At 68.9% G+C, this 19338-nt stretch carries 16 protein-coding genes; 8 read left to right on the forward strand and 8 right to left on the reverse strand.

Annotation, left to right across the window (positions count from 1 at the left end; genetic code table 11):
• Nucleotides 1-96 precede the first annotated feature (96 nt).
• Both N1F91_RS24295 and N1F91_RS24300 read left to right on the forward strand, forming a co-directional pair.
• A complete protein-coding gene (locus tag N1F91_RS24295; protein WP_289996047.1) occupies nt 97-2154 on the forward strand; it encodes a hydantoinase/oxoprolinase family protein in 2058 nt (685 codons plus the stop codon).
• A gap of 4 nt (nt 2155-2158) precedes the next feature.
• The gene (locus N1F91_RS24300) at nt 2159-3928 is read left to right on the forward strand and encodes a hydantoinase B/oxoprolinase family protein (RefSeq protein WP_289996048.1); all 1770 of its coding nucleotides are present in this window, start codon (nt 2159-2161) and stop codon (nt 3926-3928) included.
• A 449-nt stretch (nt 3929-4377) separates the two neighbouring features.
• On the opposite strand, the gene N1F91_RS24305 is transcribed toward N1F91_RS24300, so the two are convergent.
• Nucleotides 4378-5472, reverse strand: a complete 1095-nt coding sequence (locus tag N1F91_RS24305; protein WP_289996049.1) for a LacI family DNA-binding transcriptional regulator — start codon at nt 5470-5472, stop codon at nt 4378-4380.
• A gap of 206 nt (nt 5473-5678) precedes the next feature.
• Between N1F91_RS24305 and N1F91_RS24310 the strand changes: the two genes are divergently transcribed.
• The 4 genes from N1F91_RS24310 (at nt 5679) to hisD (ending at nt 10803) form a co-directional block, all read left to right on the forward strand.
• Complete coding sequence (locus N1F91_RS24310; RefSeq protein ID WP_289996050.1) at nt 5679-6791, forward strand: sugar ABC transporter substrate-binding protein; 1113 nt, start codon at nt 5679-5681, stop codon at nt 6789-6791.
• A 29-nt stretch (nt 6792-6820) separates the two neighbouring features.
• Entirely contained in the window at nt 6821-8428 is a 1608-nt protein-coding gene (locus N1F91_RS24315; RefSeq protein ID WP_289996051.1) for a sugar ABC transporter ATP-binding protein, read from the forward strand.
• Nucleotides 8425-9426, forward strand: a complete 1002-nt coding sequence (locus N1F91_RS24320; RefSeq protein ID WP_289996053.1) for an ABC transporter permease — start codon at nt 8425-8427, stop codon at nt 9424-9426. The genes N1F91_RS24315 and N1F91_RS24320 overlap by 4 nt, the downstream gene beginning before the upstream one ends.
• Nucleotides 9427-9495: 69 nt before the next feature.
• On the forward strand, nt 9496-10803 hold the full coding sequence (hisD, locus tag N1F91_RS24325) for a histidinol dehydrogenase (RefSeq protein WP_289996055.1): 1308 nt from the start codon (nt 9496-9498) through the stop codon (nt 10801-10803).
• 695 nt (nt 10804-11498) lie between these two features.
• On the opposite strand, the gene N1F91_RS24330 is transcribed toward hisD, so the two are convergent.
• From N1F91_RS24330 to N1F91_RS24345, 4 genes are all read right to left on the reverse strand, one after another.
• Nucleotides 11499-11693, reverse strand: coding sequence for a hypothetical protein (locus N1F91_RS24330; RefSeq protein ID WP_289996056.1), 195 nt, complete (start codon nt 11691-11693; stop codon nt 11499-11501).
• Between the two features lie 104 nt (nt 11694-11797).
• Nucleotides 11798-12655, reverse strand: coding sequence for an RNA methyltransferase (locus N1F91_RS24335; protein ID WP_289996057.1), 858 nt, complete (start codon nt 12653-12655; stop codon nt 11798-11800).
• 74 nt (nt 12656-12729) lie between these two features.
• A complete protein-coding gene (locus tag N1F91_RS24340; RefSeq protein ID WP_289996058.1) occupies nt 12730-13152 on the reverse strand; it encodes a VOC family protein in 423 nt (140 codons plus the stop codon).
• A 93-nt stretch (nt 13153-13245) separates the two neighbouring features.
• Entirely contained in the window at nt 13246-14094 is an 849-nt protein-coding gene (locus N1F91_RS24345; protein ID WP_289996059.1) for a helix-turn-helix domain-containing protein, read from the reverse strand.
• 885 nt (nt 14095-14979) lie between these two features.
• On the opposite strand from N1F91_RS24345, the gene N1F91_RS24350 reads away from it, so the two are divergent.
• Together N1F91_RS24350 and N1F91_RS24355 are read left to right on the forward strand one after the other, a co-directional pair.
• Nucleotides 14980-15411, forward strand: coding sequence for a TerB family tellurite resistance protein (locus tag N1F91_RS24350; RefSeq protein WP_289996060.1), 432 nt, complete (start codon nt 14980-14982; stop codon nt 15409-15411).
• Nucleotides 15412-15562: 151 nt separating this feature from the next.
• Nucleotides 15563-15730, forward strand: coding sequence for a hypothetical protein (locus tag N1F91_RS24355; protein ID WP_289996061.1), 168 nt, complete (start codon nt 15563-15565; stop codon nt 15728-15730).
• A gap of 51 nt (nt 15731-15781) precedes the next feature.
• On the opposite strand, the gene N1F91_RS24360 is transcribed toward N1F91_RS24355, so the two are convergent.
• Genes N1F91_RS24360 through N1F91_RS24370 form a run of 3 tightly spaced genes read right to left on the reverse strand, consistent with a single transcriptional unit; the run spans nt 15782 to nt 19220 of the window.
• Nucleotides 15782-17407: a dipeptide ABC transporter ATP-binding protein gene (locus tag N1F91_RS24360; protein WP_289996062.1), complete on the reverse strand. Its 1626-nt coding sequence runs from the start codon at nt 17405-17407 to the stop codon at nt 15782-15784.
• Entirely contained in the window at nt 17407-18276 is an 870-nt protein-coding gene (locus N1F91_RS24365) for an ABC transporter permease (protein ID WP_289996063.1), read from the reverse strand. Before N1F91_RS24365 ends, N1F91_RS24360 begins: the two co-directional genes overlap by 1 nt.
• Nucleotides 18273-19220, reverse strand: coding sequence for an ABC transporter permease (locus N1F91_RS24370; RefSeq protein ID WP_289996065.1), 948 nt, complete (start codon nt 19218-19220; stop codon nt 18273-18275). Before N1F91_RS24370 ends, N1F91_RS24365 begins: the two co-directional genes overlap by 4 nt.
• Nucleotides 19221-19338 lie beyond the last annotated feature (118 nt).

Genomic DNA, 19338 nt, shown 5'->3' on the forward strand with positions numbered 1-19338 from the left:
CTCTTGCGAATGTCCTCGAAGGCAATCTATGCTGCAATGAATACGCATTCAAGAGTAGGCCCGCAAGGCTGGTTTTCGAACCGAAAGGGAGTTTGCATGAGACTGGGAGTCGATGTCGGAGGGACCTTCACCGATCTCTTGCTGCACGATGAGGCGACGCAGCGCACGTGGCAGGCCAAGACGCCGTCCACGCCGGAAGACCAGTCGATCGGCGTCGCCGCCGGCGTGCGGCTGATCTGCGAAAAGGCGGGCATCTCGCCCTCCGACCTCGCGCTGGTGCTGCACGGCACCACCGTCGCCACCAATGCGGTGCTGGAAGGGAAGGGCGCCCGCGTCGGCCTGCTCGTCACCGAAGGCTTCGAATACACGCTGCATCTGGCCAAGTCCTGGACGCCCGGCCCGCTTTTCGGCTGGATCGTCATGGACAAGCCCGATCCTCTCGCCTCGCTGGCCGACACCCGCGGCATCCCCGAGCGCGTCAACGCCCGCGGCGAGGTCGTGCGCGAACTCGACGTCGAGACCGCGACCAGGCTGATCGACGATCTCTGCGGCTCGGGCATCGAGGCGCTGACGATCTCGCTCATGCATTCCTATGCAAATCCGGCCCACGAGCGCGCCCTGCTCGCCATCGTGTCGAAGCGCTGGCCCGACATCCCGGTCTCGCTGTCCTCCGACATCCTGCCGGAATTCCGCGAATACGACCGCACCATCACCACGGTGATGAACGACTATGTGCGGCCGATCATGAAGCGCTACCTCTCGCGCATCGAGGACCGTCTGAAGGAAGAAAACGTCGCCGCCAAGCTGCACATCGTGCGCTCCGACGGCGGGCTGATGAGCGCCCAGGCAGCCTCGGACCGACCGGTCCACACCGTTCTCTCCGGCCCGGCCGGCGGTGTCACCTCGACGGTGATGATCGCGCGGCGCACCGGGCTGAGCAAGCTGCTCGCCTTCGACATGGGCGGCACCTCCACCGACGTCTCGGTCATCATCGACGGCGAGCCCACCATCTCGCGCTCCACCGAGGTCGGCTATTTCCCCGCCAAGGTGCCGACGCTCGACGTCCGCTCCGTCGGCGCCGGCGGCGGCTCCATTGCCGAGGTGTCGGATCTCACCAAATCGCTGCGCGTCGGCCCGCGCTCGGCCGGCGCCCGGCCGGGGCCGGTCTCCTACGGCCGCGGCGGCACGGAGCCGGCCGTCAGCGACGCCAACGTCGTGCTCGGCTACCTGCCGCCGGTCCTGCTCGGCGGCGACATGACGCTCGACGTCGAGGGTGCGCGCAAGGCCGTGGCCGGCATCGGCCAGGCCATCGGCCTGTCGGTCGAGGATGCGGCCAAGGGCATTCTCGACATCGCCAACGAGGTGATGCTGGGCGCGCTGCGCGTCATCACCGTCCAGCGCGGGCTTGATCCGCGCGATTTCGGCATGGTGGCCTTCGGCGGCGCCGGTCCGCTGCATGCCAATGCGCTGGCCGAGCTCCTCGGCTGCTATCCCGTCGTCGTCCCGGCCAATCCGGGCGTGCTGTCGGCGCTCGGCTTCCTCGAGGCCGAGTTCAAGAACGAGTTCGTGCAGACCTTCATCCGCTCCACCCGGGGCATCGTCGCGGCCGACGTCTGGTCGCGCTTTGCCGAGCTGCGCGCCAAGGCGGTCGCCTGGCTCGACGAGCAGGAGGTCGAGGCGGCCGATCGCGGCATCAGCTATTCGCTCGACCTGCGCTACGAGCAGCAGGGCTTCGAGGTCAGCGTCGACGTTCCGGCCGAACTCGTCGACGGCGGCGGTGCGCTCGACAGCGTGCTCGACCGGTTCCACACCGTGCATGAGCGGCTCTATGGCGTGCGCTTCCACGTCCCGGTCGAGCTCGTCGCCCTGCGCGTCGTCGCCACCGGCGCCACGCCGCCGGTCGACGAGCATCCGCCGGTGGTTGCCAATGCCGATCCGAAGGATGCGGTGATGGAGACGCACCCGGCCTATTTCGACGGCGCCTGGAGCGACATCCCGCATTACGACCGCAACCGGCTCTCCGTCGGCGCCCGTGTCGAGGGGCCGGCGATCATCCGCCAGTACGACACCACGACCGTGCTCCTGCCGCGCCACTTCGTCGAAGTGGATATCCACGGCAACCTGCTGATCTGGCCCGTTTCGAAGGGGAATTGATATCATGGCGACCAAAGTCGATCCCATCACCCTCGACATCATCGAGAACGCCCTGAAGAACGCCCGCTTCGAGATGGACGGCGTCGTGGTGCGCATCTCGCTCTCGCCCGTCATCCGCGAGCAGCACGACGAGTTCCCGATGATCTGCGACGCCCGCGGCCGCATGATCGTCGGCCAGTTCGGCTCCTACATCCCGGCCATCGTCGAGAAGTTCGAGGGCGACATCAACGAAGGCGACGTCTTCGTCTGGAACGATCCCTACGCCTGCAAGGGCTCGATCTCCCACAACAACGACTGGTGCGTGATGATGCCGATCTTCCACGAGGAGGTGCTCGTCGGCTTCTCCTCGATCTTCGGCCACATGGTCGATGTCGGCGGCAAGGTGCCGGGCTCCATGCCGGCCGATGCCCACACGATCTGGGAGGAAGGCCTGCGCGTGCCGCCGGTGCGCATCTACGACAGGGGCGTGCTCAACAAGGGCGTGCTCGACATCATGCTCAACAATTCGCGCACGCCCGACATGAACCGCGCCGACCTGATGGCGCTGATCGCCGGCTGCCGCACGGCCTCGGTGCGGGTGCGCGAGCTTTGCGACCGCTTCGGCCGCGACACCTACACCACCGCCTGCGACATGCTGCTCGACCGCACCCGCGAGGCGATGAAGGTGCTGATCGACAAGTACATCTCCGAAGAGCCCGTCACCTTCACCGACTATGTCGACGACGACGGCCTCGGCAACGGCCCCTTCAAGATGACGCTGTCGATCTACCGTCGCGGCGACATCGCCGTCTTCGACTGGACGGGAACCGACCCGCAGGCGCCGGGCCCGATCAACTTCCACATCCACGAAGGGCTCTGCAAGCTGTTCTTCGGCGTCTACATGATCATGGCCTTCGACCCGTCGGTGCTCTTCAACGAGGGCTTCTACGACCTGTTCGAGGTGGTGCTTCCCGAGGGCAGCCTGCTCAACCCGAAGTTCCCGGCGGCACTCTCCAACCGCCTCAACACCCACACCCGCTTCTTCGACTGCCAGGCCGGCGCGCTCGGCCAGCGCGCGCCGCATCTGTCGATGGCGGCGGGTTACGGCACCAGCCCGCACTTCATCTTCACCGGCCACGACAAGGACGGCAAGTATTTCCAGCTGATGGAGCTGCTCTTCGGCGGCGTGCCGGGCCGTCCGCGCGGCGACGGCCTCGACGGCCACGCCTGGTGGCCGCTCTTTTCGGCGACGCCCATCGAATACATCGAGAACTACTATCCGGTCCTGGTCGAGGGCTACCGGCCGATCCGCGATTCCGGCGGTGCCGGCCTGCATCGCGGCGGCGCTGGCATCGAGAAGATCTACCGCGTGCTTGAGACCGGCAAGGTCTCCATCCACGACGACCGCGAGGTGGTGCCGCCCTGGGGCATCAATGGCGGCCTCTACGGCGGCACCTCGTCCAAGTGGCTGGTGAAGAAGGGCGAGACCGAGCCGACCCGCATCCCCTCCAAGATCGACAATCTGGCGGTGGAAGCCGGCGACCGGATCCTGTTCCGCACGGCTGGCGCCGGCGGCTGGGGCGACCCGCTCGACCGCCCGGCCGAACACGTCGCGCGCGACGTGCGCTACGATCTGGTCTCGGCCGAAGCGGCGGCCGAGAAGTACGGCGTCGTGCTCACGCCCGACAACCGGGTCGAACCGGCCGCCACGGAAAAGCTCCGCACCGAGCAGCACGCCGTGCGCGGCGCCCCCGAACCCTTCAGCTTCGGCTACTTCCCGCAGGCTGCGGAGTAGGGCGGGGCGAAAGGCACCCCGCGATCGGGGCCGGCCGCATCCTCGCCCCGCTGCGCGGCGCGAGGCAGCACCCCCTCACCGGCCCTTCGGGCCACCTTGCCGGGGCGAGCCGCCTGTCTCGCCCGTCCTGCGGACCCCCCTGCCCGGGGGAGAGGATACCAGCCTGGATGGGCGCCGTGTCCTTCTTCGACGGATCGGCATCGGCTGCAGATCATTGGCCTGAAGGACGATTTGCCCCGGCAATCCGATACACGCCGATCATCCGCCTTTTGCCGGCCGCGACGTGCGCGCCTGTCCTCTCCCCCGGGCAGGGGGAGAGGTGGCTCGGGCGAAGCCCGAGACGGAGAGGGGGTGCTGCCTCGCACCGCTCGCGGTGCGGGGATCTGCCGCGATGGCGCTTCGGTTGAGCGTGCGTCGTCCGTCGAGGGTCACAGCGCCCGCCGTCGGCCTCAGGCCCCCGGCAGCGCCGGAGCGGGAATCGTCCCACGCCAGACCAGCCGGCCCGGCACCTGCCGGTCGATGCCCGGTTCGATCGGCAGCGCCGGCTCGTCGAGATGCAGGATCGCCAGCGCCTCGTCCACCATCCTCTCCACCGGCTGGCGCACGGTCGTCAGCTGGTAGGGGTGGCGCCGGCTTTCGGGGATGTCGTCGAAGCCGCCGATCATCACGTCCTGCGGGATCTTCAGCCCCATGCGCTGGCGCAGCGCGTCCATCGCGCCCATCGCCATGATGTCGTTGATGCCGAAGATGGCGTCCGGCAGCCGGTCCGGCTCGCGCCGATAGGCCGCCAGCACCGCGCTGAATGCGCCGTCATAGGTCGAGGCGCCCTCGATCTCGCGGATCGCGCTGCGCGCCACGCCCGCCTCAAGCAGGCGTTCGGTGAAGCCGCGGGCGCGGTCCTGGCTGGTCGTGCCCTTCGGATCGCCCTTGATCATGGCGAAGCTGCGCGCGCCGGCGGCCAGGAAGGCCTCCGCCATCAGCCGCCCGCCGCCGGCATTGTCGCAGCGCACGCCCGACGCGTCGCTGCCCGGAATGTAGCGGTTGAACAGCACGATCGGGATGCCGCGGTCGTGGCACATGCTGGTCATGCGCGTCGACAGCTGCGCCGAGGTCAGCACGACGCCGTCCACCTGATAGCGCAGCACGCGCAGGATGGCCTCGTCGCTGTCGGCGCCGTTTTCCACCGTGAAGGTCAGGATCTGCCGGCCCTGCGCCTGCAGCCGGTCGATGAAGGTCCGCAGCACCTCGACGTAGAACGGATTGGCCAGGTTGCCCAGGATGAGCGCGACGATGTTGGTGCGTTTCGTCGTCAGGCTGCTGGCGATCGAGTTCGGCACGTAGTTCAGCTTGCGCGCAGCCTCGAGAATCCGCTGCCGCTTGGCCGGCGCGATGCTCGATCCGGGCGTGAAGGCCCGCGAGACGGCCGACTGCGAGACACCGGCCAGTGCCGCCACGTCGAACGACGTCGTCCGCGACTGCACCCGCCGTGCCGAGGCCGATGCCGGGTCCGGAACGGGCAGGGGGAGGTCCGCGGTCTCGCTCATCTTTCGACCGTATTCATCTGTCGCATGATCATGTCGCTCCGCCCATCGGGGGTGATGATCGGTAATCCCTATCGGCTGCCGATTCAATCGCCCCGCGCGCGGATCATGATTGACTCGGATTGGCTGATGCGCAACATTTGAATGCGTATTCATAAATGGACCGCGCCATCGGGAACCGGCTCGTGTCCGTTCAACGGGAGTAGAACATGCTGAGACGCCTCTATCCGCTCGTATTGCTGGCCTCCGTCGCTCTGGGCGCAGGGGCAGCCTCCGCCCAGGACGCTTCCGGCGTGGCCGCCGCCAAGACGTTCCTCGAGCCCTATCTGTCGAAGCCGGTCTTCACGGCACCCGGCGAGCCCTTCGACGCCAAGGCCTGCGCGGCCGGCAAGAAGATGTTGTCGATCCCGAACTCGAGCGCCAACCCGTTCCTGAAGGGCATCATCGACCGCATGAAGAAGGTCGGCGGCGAGCTCGGCCTCGAAGTCGTCGAATGGGAGAACCAGGGCCAGCCCAGCCAGTGGGTGCAGGGCTTCGAATTCGCCATCCGCGACGGCTTCGACATCATCGACCTGATCTCGGGCATCGATCCGGGCACGGTGGCGCCGCAGGTCAAGGCCGCCAAGGATGCGGGCGTGAAGGTGATGACGTCGCATTTCTACGATCCGTCCTTCGACCAGCATCCGGACGTGTCGTCGTCGCTCACCATCGGGTTCAACGAAGTCGGCAAGATCCTCGCCAACTGGGCCATCGCCAACACCGACGGCAAGGCCAACATCCTCACCATCGTCTCGCGCGAAGTGCCGCCGACCATCCCGCTCACGGCCGGCATCGACGAGATGCTCGCGGCCAACTGCCCCGATTGCAAGATCGTGCAGGAGATCAATGTCGGCGTCACCGAATGGGCCACCAAGATCCAGCCCGCCGTGCAGGCGGCCCTCCAGGCCAACCCGGACATCAACGTCATCATCCCGATCTATGACTCGATGTCGCAGTTCGTCGTCCCGGCCACCCGCCTCACCGGCAAGGTCGGCCAGGTGAAGGTCGCGACCTTCAACGGTACGCCCTTCGTGCTCGACTTCATCGCCCAGGGCCTCGTCGACATGAACATCGGCGAGAGCCTCGACTGGATCGCCTATGCCACCGTCGACGGCCATCTGCGCGACGCCTGCGGCATGGAGAGCCCCAAGGCGCTGAACGTGCCCTTCTACATCTTCGACAAGGACAACGTCGCCGACGCCGGCACGCCGGCGCAGTTCGACACCGGCTATGGCGACGCCTACGTCTCAGGCTTCCGCAAGCTCTGGGGCCTCGACAAGTAAGCGGGCGCCTGCTCGAAGAAGGGCCGGACATGACCACACATGAAACCCCGGCGGCGCAGCCTGCGCCGCCGGTTCTGCGCCTCGACGGCATCGCCAAGACCTTCGGCGGCGCCCGCGCCCTCAAGGGCGTGTCCTTCGAGGTCGCGCCCGGCGAGGTGCACGGGCTGCTCGGTAAGAACGGCTCGGGCAAGTCCACACTCGTCAAGATCCTCGCCGGCTTCCACGCGCCCGATCCGGGCGGCGTCATGGAGTTCAACGGCGAGCCCGTCTCGCTTCCGCTGAGACCGGGCGACTTCCGCCGCCTCGGCATGAGCTTCGTCCACCAGAATCTCGGCCTCATTCCCTCGCTGACGGTGCTGGAAAACCTGCGCCTGTCCGACCTCACCGCCATCGGTCGCGGCGTCATCAACTGGTCGGCCGAATGGCGCGCCGCGCGCGATGCGCTCGCCCGCTTCGACGTGCCGCTCGATCCCGAGGAGCGCATCGACCGGCTCTCGGCCGTCGACCGCGCGCTCCTGGCCATCGTGCGCGCCTTCGAGGAGGTCCGCGTCGCCCGCGAGGCTACCGGCCGCCCCGGTCTCGTGCTGCTCGACGAGCCGACGCCCTTCCTGCCGCGCGAAGGCGTCGAGAAGCTCTTCACCCTGGTGCGCAGCATCGCCGCGCACGGATCGAGCGTCGTCTTCATCTCGCACGACATCGACGAGGTGATGACCATCACCGACCGCGCCACCGTGCTGCGCGACGGCGATGTCGCCGGCAGCCTCGTCACGCGCGAGGCCACCCACGAGCAGATGGTCGAGATGATCGTCGGCCGCAAGCTCGCCCGCGCAGCACCCGTCCGCGCCGTCCATGCCGCCCATGCCAGGCCGCGCGTGCGCCTCGATGGTGTCGCCAGCCGGACGCTGCGGCCGACCAGCCTGACCGTGGGGGAGGGCGAGATCGTCGGCCTCACCGGCCTCATAGGCTCCGGCTACGAGGAACTGCCCTATCTCGCCTTCGGCGCCCGGCGGGTCACCGGCGGCACGCTCGCCCTCGACGACGGCCCGGCCACGGCGCTGGCCGATCTGACGCCGCGCCGGGCGATCGACCTCGACCTCGCTTTGCTTCCGGGTGACCGGCAGGGCGCCAGCGGCGTCGATTCGCTGCCCATCGTCGACAACATGTTCCTGCCCGATCTCGGCCGGTTCTTCACCGGCGGCCTGCTCCGCAACGGCCGCATGAAGCGCGAGGCGCGCCAGCTCGGCGAGGCCTTCGAGGTGCGACCCAATGATCCGCTGCTCAAGCTGTCGGCGCTCTCCGGCGGCAATGCCCAGAAGGTGCTGATCGCGCGCTGGATGAACCGCAGGCCGCGCCTGCTCCTGCTCGACGAGCCCACCCAGGGCGTCGACGTCGGCACCCGCCAGCACATCTTCGCGGCGCTGCGCCAGGCGGCGGCCGGCGGCATGTCGGTCATCTGCGCCAGCTCCGACGCCGAGCAACTGGCCGACATCTGCGATCGCGTCCTGATCTTCGCCCGCGGCGCCGTCTGCGAGGAACTGGTCGGCGAGCAGATCTCCAAGGAGAGCATCGCCGAAGCCTGCTACGCCTCGCTCGATCGCGCCGCCGCGTCCTCGCCCGTCAACGGAACACCGTCATGACCGATACCCCCGTTACCACCGCCTCCGCCGCAGGCTCCGGCGCCAACCTCACCCGCCTGTTCGAACGGGTGGCGCTCATCCTCGTCTGGCTGCTGCTGATCGGCGGCTTCGGGGCGGCCATGCCGACCTCGTTCCTGAACTGGGGCAATTTCGCCATTCTCTTCGCCTCCTATGCGCCCGCCGCCCTGCTCGCGCTCGCCATCATCGTGCCGCTCACGGCCGGCGACTACGACCTCTCGGTCGGCGCGACGCTGACGCTGTCCTCCTGCGTCATCGGCGTGCTCAATGTCTGGCAGGGCCTGCCGATCGGGCTGGCGATCGCGCTGGCGCTCTGCGCCGGCGCCGCGGTCGGGCTGGTCAACGCCTTCTTCATCATCTACGTGCGCATCCCCTCGCTGGTCGTGACGCTGGGCACCACGTCGCTCATCACCGGCCTCGTCCAGTGGATGACCAACTCGTCCACCATCGGCGGCATCGACAACAGCCTGGTCATGGCCGTGGTCGGCGGCCGCTTCCTCGGCGTCCCCTACGCCTTCTACTACGCCATCGCCGCGGCGATCCTGATGTCCTACGTCTTCGACTTCACGCCGCTCGGGCGCCGGCTCCTCTTCGTCGGCCGCGGCCGCGAGGTGGCGCGGCTGAACGGCATCGCCGTCGACCGCGTCCGGCTCGGCGCGCTGGTCACCTCGGGCGTTCTGGCCGCCGCCGCCGGCGTGCTCTATGCCGGCGTGCTCGGCTCGGCCGATCCCTATTCGGGGCTGAACTTCCTGCTGCCGGCCTTCGCCGCGGCCTTCCTCGGCGCCACCACCATCCTGCCGGGCCGCTTCAACCCCTGGGGCGCCATCGTCGCCGTCTATTTCCTCGCCACCGGCATCACCGGCCTCACCATGCTCGGCATCCCGCTCTGGGTGACCAACGTGTTCAACGGCGGCGCCCTCATCCTCGCCGTCACCATCTCGCAGCTGACGCGCGGCCGCGAGGCGAGCGACATCGGCTGACGCGAGACCGTCCTCCGTCATCGCCCCGGCGCGGCGTGCCGGGGCATTTTTCTTTTCGAGGAGACACCCATGATCCGCCATCTCAAGACCGCAAGGGGCGCTGACGAGCGCGCCGAGGCCGACAGCAAGGTCCGCGTCACGGTGGAAGGCATCCTGGCCGACATCGAGGCGCGCGGCGACGCTGCGGTGCGCGACCTGTCGCGCACCTTCGACCGCTGGGAGCCCGAGAGCTTCCGCCTGTCCGATGCCGACATCGACAAGGCGCTCTCGGCGCTCTCGAAGCGCGACCTCGACGACATCCGCTTCGCCCAGGCGCAGGTGCGCAACTTCGCCGAACACCAGAAGGCGGCGCTGAAGGACATCGAGGTCGAGACCCTGCCGGGCGTCTTCCTCGGCCACCGCAACATCCCCGTCAACGCCGTCGGCTGCTACGTGCCTGGCGGCAAATATCCGATGGTCGCCTCCGCCCACATGAGCGTGCTGACCGCCAAGGTTGCCGGCGTCAAGCGCGTCGTCGCCTCCGCGCCGCCTTTCAAGGGCAGTGCCCATCCGGCCATTGTCGCCGCCATGCATCTTGCCGGGGCCGACGAGATTCTCGTGCTGGGCGGCGTCCAGGCCATCGGCGCCATGGCGCTCGGCACCGAGACCATCGCTCCGGTCGACATGCTGGTCGGCCCGGGCAACGCCTTCGTCGCCGAGGCCAAGCGCCAGCTCTACGGCCGCGTCGGCATCGACCTCTTCGCCGGCCCGACCGAGACGCTGGTCATCGCCGACGACAGCGTCGACGGCGAGATCTGCGCCACCGACCTGCTCGGCCAGGCCGAGCACGGCCCGACCTCGCCGGCCATCCTGCTGACCAATTCGGAAAAGCTCGCCCGCGACACCATGGCCGAGATCGAGCGGCTGCTCGGCGTGCTGCCCACCGCCGACGTGGCGGGCGCGGCCTGGCGCGATTATGGCGAGGTGATCGTCTGCGACAGCGAGGACGAAATGCTGGCCGAGGCCGACCGCATCGCTTCCGAGCACGTCCAGGTGATGACGCGCGACCCCGACTGGTTCCTCGCCAACATGACCAATTACGGCGCGCTCTTCCTCGGCCCGCGCACCAACGTCGCCTATGGCGACAAGGTCATCGGCACCAACCACACCCTGCCGACGAGGCGCGCCGGCCGCTACACCGGCGGCCTCTGGGTCGGCAAGTTCATGAAGACGTGTACGTATCAGCGCGTCGTCACCGACGAGGCGAGCGCGCTCGTCGGTCGCTACGCCTCGCGCCTGTCGATGCTGGAAGGCTTCGTCGGCCACGCCGAACAGGCCAATGTCCGCGTCCGCCGCTACGGCGGCGGCAATGTCGACTACGGGGCGGCGGCGGAGTAGGCTGCGAGGCAGCAGGGGGAGTCGGACCGGCTGGCGGCTCCGAGGCTGCCGGCCGCAGTTTGCGCGGCCCCGGAATGATCACGGAGAGGACGGCGCCTGCCGCGGGGACCGCAGCCAAAGCCGCGTCCCCACCGTCGTCATCGCCGCGCGGACTAACCTTCGTCATCCCGGAACGGCGTCCGAGCGGAGCGAAGGACGACGTATCCGGTATCCATGCCTCGACGTCGCGGGCGAGCATGACGGCGCCGGAGATTCCCGGCGGCGGCGGTTTTTCTCCGTCGTCTCGCCTTCCGACGAACGCCGAGGCATGGATCCCGGGTCTGCGCCTCCGCTTCGCTCCGGCTTCGCCCGGGATGACGACGGTGAGGGCGTGGCGGGCGCCCTGCCGCGGTGATCGCAGCCGAAGCCGCGCCCCCACCTTCGTCATCGCCACGCCCACTAACCTTTGTCATCCCGGAACGGCGTCCGAGCGCAGCGAAGGACGACGTATCCGGGATCCATGCCTCGACGTCGCGGGCGAGCGTGACGGCGCCGGAGATTCCAAGCCGCCGGCACCTTTCTCCGTCGTCTCGCTTTTCGACGAATGCCGAGGCATGGATCCCGGGTCTGCGCCTCCGCTTCGCTTCGGCTTCGCCCGGGATGACGGCGGTGAGGGGGCGCGGCTTCAGCGAGACCCGGTCGTCCGTACCACCGGTTCAGCCGCCCGAGCGGGAGCCCGCGCCGCGCGAGGGACGGATCGTCACAAGGCGAGGGGCCTGCGGTCGCGCGGCGGCCTTGTCGGCCAGCGCCCTGTCCCACAGGGGTTCGCGCGTCGCGGGCATGGCGCCCCAGGGCGTCCATTGCGTGGGGCGGGCGCGGGATCGGTCGGACTGTCTGACATGCAGGGTCATGCGTCTGCCTCCTCTTCCGTAGGGTTAACAGTTTGGGTAACAAACTGTTCGGATTTGAGGCCGTCGCATTGCCGAAATGTGGCAATCGCGTCCGTCGCGGCAGTTCAGCCCGCGCCGTCGAGGTGCCTGCGGGCGGCGTAGAGCGACACGGCCGCCGCATTGGAGACGTTGAGCGAGCGGATCGCGCCCGGCATGTCGAGGCGGGCGAGCGCGGTCACGGTCTCGCGCGTCTTCTGGCGCAGGCCCTTGCCTTCGGCGCCGAGCACCAGCGCCAGGCGGTCGCCGGAGAGCGTCCCTTCCAGCACGGCAGGTCCATCCGAATCGAGGCCGATGCTGGTGAAGCCCGCGGCGTGGATCTCGTCCAGCGCGGCGGCGAGGTTCTTCACCTCGATCATGTCGATGTGCTCCAGCGCGCCCGAGGCCGCCTTGGCCAGCACGCCCGATTCGGCCGGGCTGTGGCGCGACGTCGTCACCAGAGCGCCGGCGCCGAAGGCCACCGCCGAGCGCAGGATGGCGCCGACATTGTGCGGGTCCGTCACCTGGTCGAGCACCAGGATCAGCGGCGTGTCCGACAGCGCCGACAGCGCCTTGGGCTTCAGCGGCTTCGCCTCGATCATCGCGCCCTGGTGCACGGCGTCGCTGCCGAGCAGCCGGTCGATGGCGCGCGGCTCGACGATCTCGACCGGAAAGGGCAGGGCGTCCGGATCGCCGACCCCCAGCCGGTCGAGCGCGTTCTTGGTCGCCATCAGGCGGGTGATGCGGCGCTTCGGATTGTCGAGCGCCGCCCGCACCGTGTGCAGTCCGTAGAGCCGCACCAGCCCGTCCGGCGGCGCCTCGCCGGCGATCGGCGGTCCCGCGCGCCGCACGGGCGCACCGGCCGGGCCGTTCTGGTCACGATGGGTGCGCCGCAGCCTGGCGTAATGGCTGTCCTTCGGCGTCCCGCTCTTCTTCTCGTCGCTCATGGCGCCTCTATAGCGGGGCCGCGCGCGGAAGGATACGGGGCGCGGCGCGGCGATTGCGCGATCGCCCGGCGCGATCAGCCGGCGGGCTCGTGCGCCTTCGGCCAGTAGGTGCCGAAGCTCCAGACGTTGCCCTCCGGGTCGCGGCAGATGAACTCGCGGCTGCCATAGTCGCGCTCGACCAGCCCCTGCAGGATCTCGGCGCCCGCCGCCCGCGCCCGCTCGAAGGCGGCGTCCGCATCGTCGACGGCGAGGTAGAGCGCCTTGCCGCTCCGGCCGTCGGCTGCGCCGACCATGGCGCCGAAGGCGTCGTCCTTCTCGTCGCCGCACATGATCATCGACGAGCCGAAGGCGAGCTCGGCATGGATCACCTTGCCGGCGTCGTTCGTGTATTTCGCATGCACGGTGAAGCCGAAGGCGTCGCAGAGGAAGGCGATCATCCTTTCGGCGTCGCGGAAGCGCAGGGCAGGGTAGAGGCGGGGGGCTTCGATGGCGGTCATGAACTGGTTTCCTGTGTTGGAGCCGACGCGGCCATGTCGCACCGGCGCCCATGCCCGGTCTTGAAGAAATGGTACCTCGGCGGAATTCCGCCGTCAGGCGACCACGGGCGCCCGGGCGGGCAGCGCAACCGCGGTCGGCGAGGCTCCTGCGAAGTCTCGGAATTCGCGCACCAGATGCGCCTGGTCGGCATAGCCGCAGGCGGCCGCGATGTCGGCCCAGTCGCGCGAGGCACCGGCTCTCGCCAGCGCCAGCACGCGGTTGAACCGCGCCATCCGCGCCACCGCCTTCGGCCCGAGCCCGATCTCCTCGCGGAACCGCTGGTTCAGGTGCTTGCGGCTCCAGTCGAGCCTGCGCGCGACGTCGCCGATGCGCATCGTCCCGCCGCTCGACAGGATCTGCCCGTAGGCATGCGCGACGGCCTGGTCGGGCTGCGGCCCGCGCGCCAGCCGGGCGGACAGGAAGCCCTCCACTAAATCGAACCGCCGCTCCCAGTCCGGCTCGTCCGCGAGCCGCAGCCGCAGGTCGCGCAGGCCGCCGTCGGACAGGTCGTCGAGCGTCACCATCCGGCTGGCGATCGCGCGCATCGGCAGGGCAAAGAAGCGGAAGGCGCCGATCGGCGTGAAATCCACCTGGATGCACTCCGCGCTGCCCTTCGAACCGATCGTCACGAAGCCCGGATGCAGGCCGGAGGTGAAGCTGCCGTAGCGGTCGTCGGCGGAAGGCGCCCGGCCGAAGGCGATCTCGAAGGGATCCGCGAAGGAGATCACCAGCGGCACCACCAGCGGCGCCATCTCCACGGCGCCGCTCAGCCCGGTGCCGGTCTCGCGATAGCCGACGATCGACGCCACCAGCCCGCGATGCTCCGCGCGCACCGCGCGACGGCGGAACTCCGGCGCATAGCCGGCCGGTACCGTCGAATTCTTCCCGGCCTCGCCATCCATCCCGTTCACCTCCGTCGGCGGCAGGATAGGGCAGGCGGCCCGGGACGGCAAAGGTTCCGACACGTCTTCCTGGAGCGAACGCCTCCGCCCCCATCGTCCGCACTCCGTCGCGCCCCCTCTGCCTGCAGACGACATAAGGGCACAATCGACTTGGGTCGACGATACTGCCCGGTTCCCTGTCGCAAGGGCCACGAACCGGGTGGACTGTCTCCGCATGTCCTCCCGGCCGCCGCGTCATTCCGGACCGGTTGCCGAGCGCAGCGAAGGCGACCGGATCCGGAATCCATTCCGTGACCTCCGCGGGAAGGAGCCTGACCCTTCGGGCGTCACGGAATGGATTCCGGACAGACGCTCCGCGCTTCGCGCGTTTCGTCTTCCGGAATGACGCGGGCATGGGACGGGGCAGCCGCCGTCCCGCGTCTCGCCCGAGCGCCCCGTTCCCACTCCGCGGGAATCCCGCTACTCTGCCGGCACACAGCCAGAGGGGACGACGATGGCGGATGGATTCCTGTCGCAACGGCCACGAACCGGGTGGACTGTCCCCGCATGTCCTCCCGGCCGCCGCGTCATTCCGGACCGGTTGCCGAGCGCAGCGAAGGCGACCGGATCCGGAATCCATTCCGTGACCTCCGCGGGAAGGAGCTTGACCCTTCGGGCGTCACGGAATGGATTCCGGACAGACGCTCCGCGCTTCGCGCGTTTCGTCTTCCGNCGGGCGTCACGGAATGGATTCCGGACAGACGCTCCGCGCTTCGCGCGTTTCGTCTTCCGCAATGACGCGGGCATGGGACGGGTCAGCCGCCATCCCGCGTCTCGCCCGAGCGGCCCGTTCCCCCTTCGACGGAATCCCGCTACTCTGCCGGGACACACCCAGAGGGGACGACGATGGCGGATGGATTCCTGTCGCGGATCATGCAGCTCTTCGAAGGCGATCCCGGCATCCGCCGCGTCGCCGACGATCCGGTGCTCACCGCCGAGCTGCTGTTGCTCTTCCGCATGATCCTCGCCGACGGTTCCGTCGAGGAGAAGGAACTCGCCACCTTCAAGCGCATCTGCACGGACTCCTTCGGCATCCCCAGGGAGAGCCTCGTCGGCGTCATCCGCTACCTGCAGGACTACGGCTACGAGACCACCGGCGCCCAGGCGCTGGCCCTGTTCCAGACGCTCGACCGCGACCGCCGCATCCAGCTCGGCCGCCATCTCGCCGAGATCGCCAAGGCCGACGAGGACCTGTCGGAGCACGAGGTCCGGCTGCTCAAGCGGACGCTCGAAGTGCTCGACATCGATGCGAAGGAGATCGTCGCCGGAAACGCGTGAGCGACAAGTCCGGACAGGGTGCGCAATGCGGTTTCGCGGTTTCGAACGTCGTTCATGGACCGACTTGCCGGTGCAGCGGCGTCGGCGTTGATGCGGGGGGCAATGTGGTCGAAAAAAGCCTCGCAGGCTGAACCTTTCGGAGAAACGCGCATTGCAGAATGCCGAGCTGTCGCAGTTCGTCTCCGCGGTCGGCCGCAAATCCTCCGATCGCAATGGTATGGATCCCAACGATCGGCGCTTCGATCCGGAACGGTCGAAGAGCTTGCGTCGCATGAGACCCAAAGACTTCGACCGCCTGTATCGCGAAGACGAGGATTGACCGCCGCACGCAGACGACAGGGCTGCGGCGCCGCGATCAGCCTCTTCTCCGCTACCCCTGCTCCACCATCCGCCGCCGGATCGCCCGCTTCAGGTCGGGTGCCGCGGCCACCAGATCCTTCGCGGCGTCGGACTGCGGGTCGTCCAGCACCGCGTCGGTACGGCCGGTCTCGACGATCCTGCCGTCATGCATCACCATCACCTCGTCGGTGATGGCGCGCGCCACGGTCAGGTCGTGGGTGATGAACAGATAGGCGACGCCGAGCTTCTGGTTGAGTTCGGCGAAGAGGTCGAGCACCTGCGCGCGGATCGACACGTCGAGTGCCGACACCGGCTCGTCGGCGACCACCAGCTTCGGCCGCGTGATGATGGCGCGCGCGATCGAGATGCGCTGGCGCTGGCCGCCGGAGAATTCGTGCGGATACTTGTCCATGTCGGGCTGGCGCAGGCCCACCTCGTGCAGCGCCTCGGCCACCCTCTCGCGCCGCTCGGCAGGCGAGGGCTGCCTGTCGAGGAGATGCAGCGGCTCGGCCACCAGCCGCTCCACCGTGTGGCGCGGGTTGAACGAGCCGTAGGGGTCCTGGAACACCACCTGCATGTTGCGCCGGAACGGCTTCAGTTCCGCCTCGCTCTTTGCCGTCAGCGAGGTGCCGCGGAAGCGGATGTCGCCGCCGGTCGGCCGGTCGAGCGCGAGAATCATCCGTGCGAGCGTCGACTTGCCGCAGCCCGAGCGGCCGACGAGGGCGACCGACTGGCCGGGCTTCATCGAAAACGACACATGGTCGACCGCGCGGAACTTCTCCGCTGGCGAAAACAGCGAGCGTCGCCGGCCGGGATAGTCGCGCACCACCGCGTCCACCTCGAGCAGATTGTCGCCCGCCGCGTGCGCGGCATGGCGGTTCGGCCGCGCCGGCACGTGCATGGAGGCTTCGGCCAGCTGGCGCGTGTAGGGATGCACCTGGGCGGCCAGCGTCGGCGCCGTCTCGCCTTCCTCCATCACCTCGCCGTGCCGCAGCACGGTGATGCGCTCGGCCATGTCGGTGACGACGGCGAGGTCGTGGGAAATCAGGAGCAGCCCCATCCGGTCCTCGGCCACCAGCCCGCGCAGGAGGTCGAGGATCTGCTTCTGCAGCACGACGTCGAGCGCCGTCGTCGGCTCGTCGGCCACCAGCAGCTTCGGCTTCAGGGCGCAGGCGATGGCGATGACGACGCGCTGGCGCTGCCCGCCCGACAGCTGGTGCGGATAGCGCGTCAGCGGGAACTTCGCCTCCGGCAGGCCGACGCGGTCGAGCATGCGCCGGGCGGAAGCCTCGGCGTCGGCGCGGCTGGCGCCGGTGTGCCAGCGGATGCCCTCGGCCACCTGCTCGCCGATCGTCTTCACCGGGTTCAGCGCCGTCATCGGTTCCTGGAACACCATGCCGATGTCGTTGCCGCGCAGCCGGCACATCGCGGCCTCCGGAGCGGCCAGGATGTCGATGCCGTCGAAGGTGACGCGGCCGGTGGCCTTCGCCGCGGCGGGCAGCAGCTGCATCAGCGTCAGCGCCGTCATCGACTTGCCGGAGCCCGATTCGCCCACCAGCCCCATGGTCTCGCCGGCGCCGATCGACAGGTCGACGGCCTTCAGGATCGGCACGCGGCCGATCGACAGCGACAGCTTCTCGATCTCGAGCAGCGCCATCAGCGTTCGCGCCTCAGTCGGGGGTCGAGCACGTCGCGCAGGCCGTCGCCGAGCAGGTTGAGCCCGAGCACGGTGACGACGATGGCAAAGCCCGGGAACAGCGCCAGGTGCGGCGCCACCATCATCCGCGTCTGCGCGTCGAACAGCATGCGTCCCCAGGACGGCGCCGGCGGCTGCGCGCCGAGCCCGACATAGGAGAGGCCGGCTTCGGCCAGGATGCCGAGCGCGAACTGGATCGTGCCCTGGACCAGCAGCATGGACGCGACGTTGGGCAGGATGTGCTCGATGGTGATGCGTGCCTTGCCCTTGCCGGCCGCACGCGCCGCCAGGATGTACTCGCGCGGCCAGATCGCCAGCGCGCCGGCGCGTGCCACGCGGGCGAACACCGGGATGTTGAAGATGCCGATGGCGATGATGGCGTTGATCGCGCCCGGGCCGAAGATCGCCGTGATCAGCACCGCGGAGAGCAGCGCCGGGAAGGCGAAGACGAGATCGTTGAAGCGCATCAGCGCCTCGTCGACCAGCCCGCCCCGCGCCGCCGCCCAGGCGCCGAGCGGCACGCCGATGCCCATGCCGATGCCCACCGCCACGATCGCCACCGCGATCGAGTTGCGCGAGCCGATCATGATCATGGTCAGGATGTCGCGGCCGAAATGGTCGGTCCCGAACGGGTGCTCCCAGGACAAGCCCTGCATGCGGTTGGCCACTTCCAGGCGCGTGATGTCGTAGGGCGTCCACACGAAGGAAACGATCGCCATCGCGGCGATCAGGCCGGTGATGATGAGGCCCGCCACGAAGGAACGGTTGGAGAGGGCTGCCGACAGGAAGGACCCTTCGGATGCCGCAGGCGTAATCGGTTCGGCGCTCACGCGTTCGACCTCAGGCGCGGATCGACCAGCGCGTAGCAGATGTCGACCACGATGTTGACCAGGATGACGGAGGCGACGAGCAGCATCACCACGCCCTCGACAACGATCAGGTCGCGCTGCGTGATCGCCTGGAAGACGAGGCGGCCGAGGCCGGGCAGGTAGAACACGTTCTCGATGATGATCGTGCCGGCGAGCAGGAAGGCGAACTGCAGGCCGAGAATCGTCAGCACCGGGATCATGGCGTTGCGCAGCGCATGCCGCCACAGGACGTGCCGCCGCGGCATGCCCTTGGCGCGCGCCGTGCGGATATAGTCCTCGCCCAGCACCTCGAGCAGCGCCGAGCGCGTGACGCGCGACAGGATGGCGGCCTGCGGCAGGGCGAGCGCTACGGCGGGCATCAGGAGCGCCTTGATGCCCGGCCAGACCCCTGCCTCCCAGCCGGGGAAGCCGCCGGACGGCACCAGCCGCAGCCAGACCGCGAAGACGTAGATCAGGATCAGCGCGAACCAGAAGTTCGGCACGGCGACGCCGATCTGCGCGGCACCCATGGTGACCGTGTCGGCCGCCTTGCCGCGCCGCGCGGCGGCAAACAGGCCGACGGGAATGGCGATGGCGGTGGACATCGCCAGCGCGATCAGCGCCAGCGGCAGCGACACCACGGCGCGCTCGGCGATGAGGTCGAGAACCGGCGAGGAATAGGTGAAGGAGCGGCCGAAATCGCCCGTCAGCAACCCGCCGATCCAGCTCGCGTAGCGGACGAGCAGCGGCTGGTCGAGCCCCATCTGCTCGCGAAGCGTCGCCACCGCCTCGTCGGTCGCGTTCATGCCGAGCATCAGCTGCGCGGGATCCCCCGGCAGCACTTCCAGCACGGCGAAGACGACGACGGACGCGACGATGAGCGTCACGAGGCCGACCGAGAGGCGTTTGGCGAGAAAGGCGATCATGTCGTTTCGGGAAATCTCCGTCTTCCGGCACGCGGGGAGACGGATGTCGCAGGAAGCGCTCGGCAGTCCAACCGAAGAAGGGCGGCGCGAGGCCGCCCTCCGTGATGGTCCGGTGTCC

The organism is Aquibium sp. ELW1220 (assembly GCF_030398385.1).
Taxonomy (GTDB): Bacteria; Pseudomonadota; Alphaproteobacteria; order Rhizobiales; family Rhizobiaceae; genus Aquibium.

Excerpts from the sequence above, each read along its gene's own strand:
- N1F91_RS24295 (WP_289996047.1), top strand. The coding sequence starts at position 97 with ATGAGACTGGGAGTCGATGTCGGAGGGACCTTCACCGATCTCTTGCTG.
- N1F91_RS24300 (WP_289996048.1), top strand. The coding sequence starts at position 2,159 with ATGGCGACCAAAGTCGATCCCATCACCCTCGACATCATCGAGAACGCC.
- N1F91_RS24305 (WP_289996049.1), bottom strand. The coding sequence starts at position 5,472 with ATGAGCGAGACCGCGGACCTCCCCCTGCCCGTTCCGGACCCGGCATCG.
- N1F91_RS24310 (WP_289996050.1), top strand. The coding sequence starts at position 5,679 with ATGCTGAGACGCCTCTATCCGCTCGTATTGCTGGCCTCCGTCGCTCTG.
- N1F91_RS24315 (WP_289996051.1), top strand. The coding sequence starts at position 6,821 with ATGACCACACATGAAACCCCGGCGGCGCAGCCTGCGCCGCCGGTTCTG.
- N1F91_RS24320 (WP_289996053.1), top strand. The coding sequence starts at position 8,425 with ATGACCGATACCCCCGTTACCACCGCCTCCGCCGCAGGCTCCGGCGCC.
- hisD (WP_289996055.1), top strand. The coding sequence starts at position 9,496 with ATGATCCGCCATCTCAAGACCGCAAGGGGCGCTGACGAGCGCGCCGAG.
- N1F91_RS24330 (WP_289996056.1), bottom strand. The coding sequence starts at position 11,693 with ATGACCCTGCATGTCAGACAGTCCGACCGATCCCGCGCCCGCCCCACG.
- N1F91_RS24335 (WP_289996057.1), bottom strand. The coding sequence starts at position 12,655 with ATGAGCGACGAGAAGAAGAGCGGGACGCCGAAGGACAGCCATTACGCC.
- N1F91_RS24340 (WP_289996058.1), bottom strand. The coding sequence starts at position 13,152 with ATGACCGCCATCGAAGCCCCCCGCCTCTACCCTGCCCTGCGCTTCCGC.
- N1F91_RS24345 (WP_289996059.1), bottom strand. The coding sequence starts at position 14,094 with ATGGATGGCGAGGCCGGGAAGAATTCGACGGTACCGGCCGGCTATGCG.
- N1F91_RS24350 (WP_289996060.1), top strand. The coding sequence starts at position 14,980 with ATGGCGGATGGATTCCTGTCGCGGATCATGCAGCTCTTCGAAGGCGAT.
- N1F91_RS24360 (WP_289996062.1), bottom strand. The coding sequence starts at position 17,407 with ATGGCGCTGCTCGAGATCGAGAAGCTGTCGCTGTCGATCGGCCGCGTG.
- N1F91_RS24370 (WP_289996065.1), bottom strand. The coding sequence starts at position 19,220 with ATGATCGCCTTTCTCGCCAAACGCCTCTCGGTCGGCCTCGTGACGCTC.